General features: G+C 42.8%; 9 protein-coding genes and 1 pseudogene. 3 read left to right on the top strand and 7 right to left on the bottom strand.

Features of this window, described 5'->3' with window-relative positions; genetic code table 11:
• Positions 1 to 24 precede the first annotated feature (24 nt).
• The 3 genes from prmA to mrcB all read right to left on the bottom strand — a co-directional run bounded on the left by prmA (position 25) and on the right by mrcB (position 4,484).
• Complete coding sequence (gene prmA, locus AK823_RS08325; RefSeq protein ID WP_068328154.1) at positions 25 to 951, bottom strand: 50S ribosomal protein L11 methyltransferase; 927 nt, start codon at positions 949 to 951, stop codon at positions 25 to 27.
• A gap of 144 nt (positions 952 to 1,095) precedes the next feature.
• On the bottom strand, positions 1,096 to 1,938 hold the full coding sequence (locus tag AK823_RS08320; protein ID WP_068328152.1) for a tetratricopeptide repeat protein: 843 nt from the start codon (positions 1,936 to 1,938) through the stop codon (positions 1,096 to 1,098).
• A 65-nt stretch (positions 1,939 to 2,003) separates the two neighbouring features.
• Entirely contained in the window at positions 2,004 to 4,484 is a 2,481-nt protein-coding gene (gene mrcB / locus AK823_RS08315) for a penicillin-binding protein 1B (RefSeq protein WP_068036245.1), read from the bottom strand.
• 503 nt (positions 4,485 to 4,987) lie between these two features.
• On the opposite strand from mrcB, the gene AK823_RS08310 reads away from it, so the two are divergent.
• Positions 4,988 to 7,828 (top strand): heavy metal translocating P-type ATPase, encoded by a 2,841-nt coding sequence (locus AK823_RS08310; protein WP_068328150.1) that lies wholly within the window; start codon positions 4,988 to 4,990, stop codon positions 7,826 to 7,828.
• A 124-nt stretch (positions 7,829 to 7,952) separates the two neighbouring features.
• Here the strand turns inward: AK823_RS08310 and AK823_RS08305 are convergent, their stop codons facing one another.
• The gene (locus tag AK823_RS08305; RefSeq protein ID WP_068036241.1) at positions 7,953 to 8,675 is read right to left on the bottom strand and encodes a Bax inhibitor-1/YccA family protein; all 723 of its coding nucleotides are present in this window, start codon (positions 8,673 to 8,675) and stop codon (positions 7,953 to 7,955) included.
• A gap of 343 nt (positions 8,676 to 9,018) precedes the next feature.
• Between AK823_RS08305 and AK823_RS08300 the strand changes: the two genes are divergently transcribed.
• Both AK823_RS08300 and AK823_RS08295 read left to right on the top strand, forming a co-directional pair.
• Positions 9,019 to 10,023 carry an NAD(+) kinase gene (locus AK823_RS08300; protein ID WP_227514040.1) on the top strand — a complete coding sequence of 335 codons (1,005 nt, stop codon included), beginning with the start codon at positions 9,019 to 9,021 and terminating at the stop codon, positions 10,021 to 10,023.
• Between the two features lie 35 nt (positions 10,024 to 10,058).
• Entirely contained in the window at positions 10,059 to 10,370 is a 312-nt protein-coding gene (locus AK823_RS08295; RefSeq protein WP_068036232.1) for a DUF1315 family protein, read from the top strand.
• A gap of 127 nt (positions 10,371 to 10,497) precedes the next feature.
• On the opposite strand, the gene AK823_RS08290 is transcribed toward AK823_RS08295, so the two are convergent.
• From AK823_RS08290 to AK823_RS08280, 3 genes and pseudogenes are all read right to left on the bottom strand, one after another.
• On the bottom strand, positions 10,498 to 10,872 hold the full coding sequence (locus tag AK823_RS08290) for a HopJ type III effector protein (RefSeq protein WP_068036230.1): 375 nt from the start codon (positions 10,870 to 10,872) through the stop codon (positions 10,498 to 10,500).
• A 105-nt stretch (positions 10,873 to 10,977) separates the two neighbouring features.
• Positions 10,978 to 11,145: pseudogene (gene csrA, locus AK823_RS08285) on the bottom strand (carbon storage regulator CsrA); the annotation flags it as partial.
• A gap of 396 nt (positions 11,146 to 11,541) precedes the next feature.
• Complete coding sequence (locus tag AK823_RS08280) at positions 11,542 to 12,828, bottom strand: aspartate kinase (protein ID WP_068036227.1); 1,287 nt, start codon at positions 12,826 to 12,828, stop codon at positions 11,542 to 11,544.
• Positions 12,829 to 12,837: the final 9 nt, after the last annotated feature.

Raw genomic sequence — 12,837 nt, 5'->3', positions numbered from 1 at the left:
TGTAAACAAAACTATTAGGTATTGCTACTGTGTAAACGTTCCTGATAAACGTTGCCAATGCTGATCTTCTTGAGCAGTGAAAGCATGTTTAGAATCAAGGGCAAAATAAGGCTTGTAAGCTTCTGAAACTTGCTCAGTCTGTGACTCAATTAATCCTGCTAGAACTATGCGTCCTTGTGAGGCAATTAAAGTTGCAAAGTAAGGAGCTAAGCCGATGAGGGGCTTGGCTAGAATGTTGGCTACAATAACATCCATTGGAACGACATCATGTTGTGCGCAGTAGGCCACGAAATCTTCTGGCAAAAATGTTTGCAAGTGTTCATCGACATTATTGCGTGCAGCATTTTGGTTAGTAGCCAGCACCGCCTGCGGATCGATATCGACCGCATAGACATGTTTGGCACCTAATAGCAATGCGCCAACACCTAAGATGCCTGAGCCACAACCATAATCGATGACGACTTTATCTTGTAGGTCTTGTTCAGTCAGCCAATCTAAACATAGGCGTGTAGTGGCATGGTAACCTGTTCCAAAGGCAAGTCCCGGGTCCATAATAATGTTAATGGCATCTGCATCAGGTGGCGTTAACCAGTTTGGAACGATCCATAAGCCGTTAGCGCATTCGATTGGATGATAGTGAGTCATCCATTCGCGCTCCCAGTCTTTATCATCAACAGCGCTCAGCCAAATGCGACTGGCCTGTACTTGTACTGCAATCTCATGACTTAGTTGCTCAACAGCTTGTCGACTCCCAATTTCGGTAGTAGCATCAAAGAGACCAGTCAGTATTACTTCATCCCATAAGGGTGATTCGCCCGGTAATGGTTCGAACAAAGGCTGATCACCTGCATCGTCTAACGCAATAGATAGGGCGCCTGCTTCTAATAACAGCGCTTCTGCAAGATCGACGTTTGCTTTTTCACATTGTAGGTGAAGTTGTTGCCATGCCATAAAAGTAACCTTAATTAAATTAGAATAAATTGAAGAAAAATAAATAATTATCGTTTGTAAAAAATAGAATAAACACATTCATTATTATACGCAGTTAGCAAGTTTTTCTTTGTCTGTTGCATCGAAAATAAACTGCGATAATGACTACTTAAGAGCTAATTGTGCCTCTCTTACAACGCGTGAATTGTTCTGTTGTTGACCTGATCGTAAGATAAGCTGCCATAACGCACGGCGACGACTGTCATCTTCAGAAACTGTCAGGCCACGACGTGCCATCGCTTCGGCTTTACGTGGCTGTCCCTTCTTCAGAGCAACTTGTGACAGGTAAAAATAAACCGCTGAAGATCTAGGTGCTAGACGTTGAGCACGCGTAAAGCTGTTTTCAGCAGCGGTCAAATTACCTGATTTAAGCTGATTAGTGCCTGTTTGCATCAGATTACGAAATGCTGGCAAGTTGCTTTGATTGCTAGTAGATTTACGGCTTTGCTGCTGCGAATTCTGACGTGCTTGCTCTAATAGCTCATTATGTGAAGGTGTAGCGGGCGGTTGCGAGATCATATAATCATCACGTGGTGGGGTGTACACTGGCTCGTTAAATATGATTTCTGGTTGTTCTATTATCGGTGTTTGCTGGGTTAAAGGATTGTTGGTAGTTGTACTACTACTCTCAGATCTAGGTCTCGTTTGGGGCTCAGAGTAAGGAGGATTTGCTGGCGTTCTAGTAGTTTCAGCGGGTGCTATATAAGGCTCACTAGAGTAGTCAGCTGTATTGCTGGCATCATTACGGTTAGTTACAGACCCTTGAGGAGTATTAATCGTAGTCGTTGTTGCGCCTGCACCGGTACTGTTAGGAGCTGAAGGCGCGGTCTGACAAGCACTCAACGTCAAAGTACCGATGAGCGCAGTTGATACTAGTAATAATTTACCCAACCCTTTGTGTCTGTCATTCATTACTGCCAAGTATTGTTGCTGCATAGATGCCGTCATGTCAAACCCCTTATTCTATGTAATTTTAAATAACAGTATGAACTGATAGTTAATCAAACAATTTATTAGAACCACTCAAGCGCTCTATCGTACCAAGTGTCAGTACGTCTTTGAGTATCACCATTATCGCCATTTTCCTCATTCGGGTTGATTACCTCACTATTTGGTATATCTAAACCTTCACGCTGACGCTGCTGATTCATCGAGCCTTGCTCATCTTGCCATTGCATCTGATCACGTGCTTGATCTTGCTGGTACAAAGAAATTGCACAACTACTGGCTTCCTCTGGTAAGTATGCCGACATGACTGGTAAATATCGTGCCGATGCACAACGTTCATTGGACAGCTTGCCAGAGTTGTTTTCAAGCCACAGCCATTCAATGCCTTCAGGTTCTGGCATGGATACGGGTGTCAACTTTAGGCGATTCATATAATCGACCCATACTGGTAGGGCACCTGTGCCGCCGCTAAGTCCGATTGGTTTATTGTCATCACGTCCAACCCAGACAACGCTTACGTAGTTGCCGCTATAGCCTGCAAACCAGGCGTCACGGTAGTCATTAGTCGTACCTGTCTTGCCCGCTAGATTTAAATCGCTACCAAGTGATTGGACACGTTTAGCGGTTCCATCTTTCACTACTTGTTGTAGCGCATAGTTAGTTAGGTAGTTGGTTTCAGGCGGTATACTACGCTGTGTATTAAGACCAGTACGCTGCAAGATACGCCCGCGATCATCAATAACAGTACGAATGCTGTGAATAGGAGTACGAAAGCCACCAGTCGCAAAGACTTGGTAAACGCCAAGCATATCCATTGGACTTAAGTTAACTGAGCCTAATAATGCGGATGGATACGCAGGAATTTTTTCTTCAATACCTAGACGGCGCAGCTGCTTGGCAAATGTATCAATACCGAATTCCATGCCTAAGCGTACCGTACTTTGGTTATACGATTTAGCCAGTGCAGTGGTTAACGGCACATAGCCGTGGTCGCGATTGTCATAATTTTTAGGGTTCCATTTAGTACCGTCACCTAGATTGACTGTAATCGGTGAGTCATCAACGGAGCTGGCTAAATTATAGCGACCGCTTTCAAGCGCCGTCATATAGATAACAGGTTTTAACAGCGAACCAACTTGACGCTTAGCATCAACGGCACGGTTAAAGCCAGTAAACTCACTACCACTACCAACTACTGCGACCAGCTCGCCCGTTTCAGGGTTCGCACTGACTAATGCTCCTTGTAGATCCTTAGTCTTACTACTATTACGGCGTAGCTCACCCAGCTTCTTATCAACAGCTTTATCAGCAGCTAATTGAGCAATAGGGTCGAGGGTACTAATGATGGTAAGACCTTCATTTTTGAGGTCATCAGAGTAGTACACTTCATTAAGTTCACGCTTGACGATATCCAAAAAGTCTGGAAATTGGCTTTTGCCTTCAACAGGCTTATCAACAACACCAAGAGGTTTTTCTAACGCTTTATCGTAGTCCTCTTGACTAATACTACCCATTTCTAGCATGTTATTGAGCACTATATCACGGCGTGCCTTTGAGTCGTTTGGATGACGGCGTGGATTATAAACGCTTGGCCCCTTTGCCATACCTACTAACATGGCTTGCTGATCTAAACGTAGCTCATTGAGTGGTTGATTAAAATAAAATTGTGATGCCAAGCCAAAACCATTGATAGAGCGGTTGCCATTTTGACCCAGATAGATCTCATTCAGATAGGTTTGCAGGATTTCATCTTTACTATAATGCAACTCTAGCAGCACTGCCATCAATGCTTCATTGGCTTTACGTTTCAGGGTACGATCAGAGTTAAGATAAAAGTTCTTGATAAGCTGTTGGGTGATGGTCGAGCCGCCCTGCATAGAGCCGCCAGAGAAATTGTTAAGTACGGCGCGAGCGATACCACGTATGGATACCCCTTTATGTTCATAGAAACCGCGATCTTCGGTAGCGATTAAAGCATCAATCAATGGCTGTGGCACATCATCTAACGAGACGACCATACGATCTTCATTGCTATCAGGATAAATGCCGCCAATATTCACAGGTTCAAGACGAATAATACCAGTCTTATTTTGTTCAGTACTTTGAATCGTCTGAATCTTATTATCCGCAATGGTCATTTTGATAACTTGTTCTTTATCAACATCATTCGCGCTATAGGTAAATCCACGCGTATGGATAAAGTAGTTATTGCCTGATTTATGGAAGCTACCGGTGCGATCATAGGCTTTATTGCTACGATAATTAAGCAGCTCTAGCCATTTTTTCATGGTGTCGTTATCAACGGCAGCACCTTGATAAAGCTCAAGTGGTTGTGAATATACCTTAGCAGGAATATCCCAGCGCTTGCCTTCAAATTTTTGGGTAATAGTACGATCAAGCTTGACTAAATACAGCGCCAATAAAACCATGCCAACGATGACAATAATTAATAAGATACTGCTAAATACAATACCGCGCTGTTGCGAGGGTAGAGTACTAATAGCAGACTTAGACGATTGTGGTAGCTTAAGATTAGATTTTTGCACTGATAACGCACCGTATTGGGATAAAAAACTGCCTCATAATGACGCAAATTGACAAAATTTTCAATCTATCATCATCGACTTAAGGATTCATTAGGGTTTAGCTGGGAAGGTGTATAATAAGTATAGCGTCTAATATCATAATATTAATTAACTAAATAAAGCTTTGTGATAGTCGTTTCAATATGATTTGGAAAAAAATAAAAGCAGTGAAAGCTCTGCATTTAGCAGACTAAATGCTTTTGGCACACTATGCATTTTATATTGCACTGACTTTGCCTTTTAATGCGTTTGGTAAGTGACATATAGGATACAGCCTACATGTTCGAAAATGGTGTTTTTTGTGTGGATTATCAGCTGTTACTTTGCCAGTAGTGGCTGATTTATTGTTAGGCTTAAACGCGGTTTAACTTAAGCAATACTAATGCAACACAATGTATTTAAAGCTAATGTATCTAAAGCCTGCGTATTAAAAGCCAGTTTATCTAAAGGAAGTAAGCGCGACTATGTCTAGTGCCTCGTCATCAAAATCATCGACTACATCTTATGAAGATAATTCTATTACCGAAGGCTTGGTATTGCCACTCGCTGGTCACTGCTTTCACTGCGGCGATCCGGTACCGCAGCCACCATTCTATGCTGAGATATTGGGTAAGTCGCGTGAGATGTGCTGTATGGGTTGCCAATTGGCCGCGCAAAGCATTGTAGAAGCGGGTCTTGAGCAGTATTACCTTGACCGCTCAGAAATTAATCGTACAGCAAGCTTGCCAACCCAGCTGACTCGCCTTGAAGCCTACGATCATGATGAGATAAAGTCACAGTTTGTCTATGCGCAAGATGGCCTGTCAGTCGCGGAATTATCTGTCAATAATCTACGCTGCGCTGCCTGTACTTGGCTGATTGAATCACGTCTAGATGAGTTAGATGGTATTAGTAAATGTCAGGTGAACTTGACCAATCAGCGCATGCGTGTCATTTGGGATGAGACTAAGCTGCCTATTAGCCGCATCTTAGCTGTCATTAATGAGATCGGCTATGAAGCAAAGCCTTATCGGCAAGATACTCATGAGGCTATGCTGGCGCGTCATAATAATCAAATGTTATTAAGGCTAGGAATTGCTGCACTAGGTTCGATGCAAGCGATGATGTATGCCGTTGCGATTTACTTTGGTGAATATAGTGACATGTTGATATTTCAGCGTGATTTTTTACGTTGGGTATCTTTATTTGTTAGTACGCCTGTGTTCTTTTACGCCGGAATTCCTTTCTTCACATCAGCTTGGTCAGCGGTTCGGGCGCGCCAAGTCAATATGGATGTGCCGGTCAGTATTGCCTTAATAGTCACTTTCTTTGCAAGTCTCTATGCCACTATTACAGGGCAAGGGGAGACGTACTATGATTCGGTCAGTATGTTTATTTTCTTCTTACTGGCAGGGCGTTATATTGAGCATAATGCGCGTCTAAAAGCAGCGACTATGGCCAATGACTTAGTCGTAGTCGAGCCAGTATTGGTACAAAAGGTCGCTGAAGACCAAGAAGCTGCAGCGCTTATTTTGAAAATGTTAGCGGAAAATGAGCTTGAGCTTAATGAGGTAAAAGAAGGTTTTATTGTTCAGACCAATGATTTAGTTGTTAATGAAGCTATTAACGAGTTAGATGCTCGAAACCTATCAAGCCTCAAGCCAAAGTCTACGCCCGACTTTATGAAGCGCATAGACGCTAACGTCCATAAGTTAACAACTCGTATTGCGCAAGACTGGCAGCAGAAACGCAATCAACGCCTAGACCTCTCAAAACTAAAAGATGAAGCAGAAGAAAAACAGATGGTGACAGCCCATAGCTTGCAAGTGGGTGACATCATTATGGTTGAGGCCGGATCTGAAATTATCAGTGATGGCATTTTGCTTAGTCCAACTGCTACGGTCTCCCAAAGCTTGCTGACGGGTGAGGGTGACTTGATTGTCAAAGCCCAAGGTGACTATATCGTTGGCGGCGCACAAAACGACAGTCAACCGTTTGAAATGCTGGTCACTGCACTGCCACAAGATAGTCAAATAGGCTTGATCGATAGGCTTATGAACCGTGCCATGAGTGAAAAGCCCAAGCTTGCCCAACAAGCGGACAAGCTGGCACGTTGGTTTGTCGCGCGCATTTTAGTGTTATCGGCACTGGTTTTTATCGGTTGGTACATCGTTGACCCAAGCCAAGCGATTTGGGCAACCGTTGCAGTTTTGGTAGCGACTTGTCCTTGCGCACTGTCATTAGCCACTCCAATTGCATTAACCGTCTCGACCAATCGCTTGGCCAGCTATGGCTTTCTAACGACTCGTGGACATACGCTACAAACATTGGCTGAAATTACCCATGTGGCTTTTGATAAGACTGGTACGCTTACTTATGGTAAGCCGAACTTATTAAATATTGAACTATTAGATTCTGCAAGCCAAAATGAAACTTACAATTTAGAGCTAGCTGAGCAAAAAGATGACGTGTTAGCAATCGCTGCTGCTTTAGAGGTAGGCAGTCGTCATCCTATTGCTCATGCGCTGCTTACAGCTGCTTATCAGTTACATTTGCCGTCTACTCAAGTTTTACAGCACTACCCAGCGGGCGGGGTAGAAGCGATGATTGATGGTGTGCTATACCGAATCGGGCATGTAGATTTTGCTTTAGATAGAATCAATAATGATTCAAGTACAGCATTAATTGATGAGCCAGTTATTGATTTAGTTGCCCATCGTGCCAGCTCAGCAGTAGTGTTATCTTGTCAGCAAGATGGCTCAAACGTATGGCAAGCGCTGGCATGCTTTTACTTTAACGATAAGGTGCGTGATAGCGCCAAATCGATGCTTGATACGCTCAAAGGGCTGGGTCTTGAGTCTGTAATGCTTACGGGTGATCCAAGTCCGCAGGCGCTAGTGATGGCTGAGAGTTTAGGAATGCAGTCAGCACATAATGGTCTATCTCCAACTGATAAGGTCAATCACATTCAAGCAATGCAAGCTAAAGGCGCGGTAGTGTTGATGGTTGGTGATGGCATTAATGATGCGCCCGTATTAGCAGCGGCAGATGTCTCAACTTCAATTGCTGGTGCGGCAGATTTGGCACAAGTATCTAGCGACAGCATTATACTAAACGGTCAAATCGAAGCTATTACTGCCGCCAAGCGTATCGCTAATAAAACCGAACGTATTATTAAACAGAACTTCCGCTGGGCCCTTATTTATAATGGTAGTGTATTAATACCAGCAGCTTTAGGCTATGTACCGCCTTGGCTTGCTGCTATTGGTATGTCACTAAGCTCATTACTGGTAGTATTAAATGCACTGCGTCTAAAACGTGCTTAATATGATATTAATTCTAGGAAGTATGATTATCTATACTATGATCGTTTAGTTTGATCCATAAAAAAACCGCCTATTATTAAAGGCGGTTTTTTTGTGTAGAATAATTACTAGACAGCTCTTTCTATTAGTCCTGTAGATAGCTTAGTAGACGCATAAACTCAATGTACATCCATACTAGAGTCGCAAGAATACCAATGCTGAATAACCATTCGTAGTCTTCAGACACACCCGCTGCTACACCGCGCTCAATATTGTCAAAATCCAATAAAAGAGTGAAAGAAGCAATAACAATCACAAATAGACTAAAGCCGATAGCAATAACGCCACCTTCAAATAGGAATGGTAAGCTTGAACCAAACGCTAAAGAAAGAACCCACTGCGCAACGTAAACTAGCATGATGGCAATCAAAGCTGATGTTACTATTGAGCGGAACTTTTCAGTCACTTTAACAAGCCCAGAACGATATAGTCCAAGCATTACTGCAGCGGTGACAAAGGTCGCACACATAGCGGTAACAGGAACGCTTGGGTACATTCTCATGAAAAACAGCGAGATACCACCTAAAAAGATACCTTCTAACAGCGCATAAGGCACAGCCAAAGTTTTGGCTTTTTGCGGTTTAAAGGTAATAAAAATGGCTAGACCAAAAGCGGCGAACATACTACCAAACGCCGCCATAGTAATAAAACTTTGCGATAGACCTGCCATTAGTGCATAAAAGAAAAATCCCACACCAGTGATAGCCGATAGCCCAAGCAATAAACTGGTCTTTTGTATCACGCCTTTAACAGTCATCGGAGCACCGCCGACTGCAAGTTCTGCGCGACTCACAATAGGATTGGCCATACATGTATCCTTAATAAAAAATATAAATAAAATAATACAGATGTCAGCTACTCTAGCAAAACCGCTATTATTGTCAACTGTGTTTGCGTGACAACGTTCGCACGATAACTGCCAAGGTTTGCACGACAACTGCTAAGGTCTAATGCAACTATTGAGTTGCTTATCGGTTAATACATACAGTGTTGTTGAGTAGCCAAACGAAAACGCCTAAAAAATGCGTACGATAGTTATTATATGGGGTCGATTACGACAGTTAACAACGATAATTGATAAAACATGCTAGTTTAAGCGCTCATTTATCGCTATCATTGCCTGGTACTTTACAGTTATGCCGAGTCGTTTTATGGAAAACTCAGCGCAGTCCGCAAGATTGCCGCATCTACACGAATCAGAGCTATTTCACGCCATCAAAAATCCTGCCTTTCGGCGTATTGGGCTGATGGGTCGAGCTGGAAAACGTAGCGTGACCCAAAGCCTTGTACAAATTGCGCAAACCATTAATGAGATGGGTTTGACGTTAATTATGGACATACAAACGTCTAACCTACCTACGTTAGATTTATCTGAAATAGAAAAAGTTAAAATCGTCAAGCGTAGTTTAATTGGCGAGATTTGTGACTTAGTCATCGTAGTAGGTGGTGATGGCTCAATTTTACATGCCGCTGAAGCGCTGGCACGTTACCGCGTACCTGTGTTAGGTGTTAACCGTGGTCGTCTTGGGTTTTTGGCTGATGTAAAGCCTAATGAAGCGGCTTTTAAATTGCGCCAAGTGCTAATGGGCGACTATCAGCTGGATCACAGATTCTTATTGACCATGGAGATAAGAGAAGGGCGCAATATTATTCATGAAGACATGGCGCTTAACGACATAGTGTTGCATGCGGGCAAATCGGTACATATGATTGATTTTCAGATGAAAATTGATGGTCAAGATGTTTATCGCCAGCATAGCGATGGTTTGATTGCTGCGACGCCTACAGGTTCAACAGCTTATGCGCTTTCTGGTGGTGGCCCAATTATTCATCCCAGTATGGATGCAATATGTTTGGTACCTATGCATCCCCATACCTTGTCAAGTAGACCGATTGTGGTCAGTGGGAATAGTGAAGTTTGTATTCGTATTCATGAAGACAATCGTACGCAGCCAATGGTCAGTGCTGATGGCAAGGCAAGTGTGCCCTTGGAGCAAGAGCAGCGTCTATATATTCGTAAACATCCAGATAAGCTTACTTTACTGCATCCACCAGGTTTTGACTTTTATGAAGCTTGCCGTACTAAGTTGCACTGGAACGTACATGCCGAAGAATTCAGTCTTGATAGTGATGATGATATTATAGACGATGAATAAGCGCATCTAAATAATAGTAGTGGAGAGTAGGAAACATGGATAAAGAAACGATATTAGCAAGTTTAACACCGGAAGTGGTTGATAAATTCCGTGTAGCTATTGAGTTGGGAAAATGGCCTGATGGCGCTAAGTTGAGTGCTGAGCAACGCGCTACTTGCATGCAGGCAGTGATGGTTTGGGAGCATGAACATCTACCTCCTGCCGAGCGTACTGGCTTCATTCACAAACCAGTAAAAGACGATGGTTCAATCGTTGGTGCTGAGTGTGATGTGGAGCATGAACATCATTACCCGAATATGCCTAACCCTAAAGGTGCGATTCAGCCAGTCAAATTTCGAAATAAATAAGACGAATAACTGTAATTAGTCAACATAAAAAAGCCACGCTATGATGATAGCGTGGCTTTTTTATGTTGACTGTCCTGTTCTGGAATGAGTTGTCACATTTAGAACGAGACAGACGAATTACTATGGCTTATAACGCAGTAGTATCTACGTTTGGACGTAAAGTAAGCGGATTTTTTTGCATCAAAAACCCTTGCCAGCCCCAATGTAAAAAATTACGTATGTTGGCATGATCAGTACCATTTGGCGTTGCTTTAACCTTTTCATAATGCTCGCCGAACAGCTTTAGCGTGTCCAGTTGGTCTAAGCCATGATGCTTAGCAAAGCCAAAAACTTTAGCACTACCTTCGTTTTCACCAGCTTCATTATGCACCATACCATTCACAAATGGCGCTGGTGCGTAGCGATAAAAATCATCGATAAAACTGATCACATCATTAAATCCAATGGCTTTTTTGTTCAAACCATTAAGCAAAGCCGATACGTCTGATTGGCGGATACTCATAAGTAAATGACCTCAAAGCAGGTTAAATTAACGATTAAAGTAGTCTTCATCATCGAATGAAGGCGCAAAGTTGCCTTGCTCAAGATGCTGCATTTGCGACTGTACAGTACGCTCCTGCTGGATACGTTGATAAATCTCTTCACGGTGTACAGCAATATCTTTAGGTGCATTAACGCCTATACGCACCTGATTGCCTTTAACACCTAGGACAGTCACACTGACCTCATCACCGATCATTAACGTCTCGCCCACGCGGCGTGTCAAAATTAGCATGCGTCACACTCCTTATGTCGCATTAAGAAATTATTTCTCATTACATTACATCTCAATTGCAGATCATCGCTACGCCGTCGCACATAAATCTTATTCACAATAATTGTAAAGTTATATATGTGACTCATGCTGTACGCAAAGTGTTACACGACAAGCGATGATGATGGGTAGGTTCATTTAGCCCAAATGAGCCCCCATTATAGGTGGCATAATAGATACTGTCACGGGTTTTCACAAAACTATTAGGTAAATACTAACCCTAGCAATAATAAAAAATAAAAATAGGATCTAAAAAGACCCTATTTCTTCATTCAAATATTATTGAAAGTAATCAATAGCCACTTAATTAATAATAATTAAAGCCAAACTTATACTTTTGAAAGTCTTTAATAACAATTACAGCCCAGCGACTTTGCTTTCACCATCTTCACGGTCAAGACCAAATGCAGTATGTAATGACTTAACGGCTTTTTCTAAATGCTGATCTTGAATCAGAACCGACACTTTGATTTCGCTGGTCGATATCATTTGAATGTTGATATTGTTTTCAGCTAAAGTCTGAAACATGAGGCTAGCAACACCTGCGTGTGAACGCATGCCAACACCAACTAATGAGACTTTGACGACTTCGCTATTGCCCAATATCTCTTTTGCACCAATTTCGTTTTTAACCTCATCATTGAGCACTTTCATAGTTTTGTCTAAGTCAGCGCGATTGACGGTAAAGGTGAAATCTGTCGTGCCTTGATCCGAAAGATTTTGTACAATCATATCGATTTCAATATTAGCGCGACCAATCGGGCTTAGAATAGCAGAAGCGATACCAGGATGATCAGGTACACCGCGTACTACAATTTTTGCTTCGTCTCGGTTGAACGCGATACCTGAAATAACTGCCTGTTCCATATTATCTCCTTCGTCTATCGTAATTAGGGTGCCGACATTGTCTTGAAAATCTTGGTCAAAACTACCGTCGTTATTTTCATCAAAGCTAGATAGTACACGCAAGGGCACACCATACTTACCAGCGAACTCTACTGAACGAATCTGTAAGATTTTGGAGCCAAGACTTGCCATCTCAAGCATTTCTTCAAAGGTTATTTTTTCAAGCTTTTTGGCTTTTGAGGTGACGCGAGGGTCAGTGGTATAAACACCGTCGACATCAGTATAGATTTGACACTCATCAGCGCCCAAGGCAGCTGCAATGGCGACGCCCGTAGTATCAGAGCCGCCACGCCCTAAGGTCGTAGCGTTGCCATGCTCGTCTATACCTTGAAAGCCTGCAACGATAACAACGTTACCAGCATCTAGCTGTTCGCGAATATTTTCATCATCGATGCTTTCGATACGGGCTTTATTGTGCGCGCCATCAGTCTTAATCGCTACTTGGCGGCCAGTAAATGAGCGGGCACCAACGCCAAGCTCTTTAATGGCCATCGCTAGTAGTGAGATTGACACTTGCTCACCAGTAGAGACCATTTGGTCGTATTCACGTGGATCAGGCTGGTTACTGATTTGACGCGCTAAGTCGATAAGACGGTTGGTTTCACCGCTCATGGCAGATACCACAACGACCACTTGATGACCATTATCGTGCCAGCGTTTGACACGTTTGGCGACGTTTTTGATACGGTCGATACTGCCCATCGACGTACCGCCGTATTTCTGTACTATTAACGCCATAAAATTTAC

It is taken from the genome of Psychrobacter sp. P2G3, assembly GCF_001593285.1.
Classification (GTDB): domain Bacteria; phylum Pseudomonadota; class Gammaproteobacteria; order Pseudomonadales; family Moraxellaceae; genus Psychrobacter.
The sequence above is the reverse complement of the archived record's forward strand: the minus strand, read 5'-3'. Positions and strand labels throughout refer to the sequence as shown.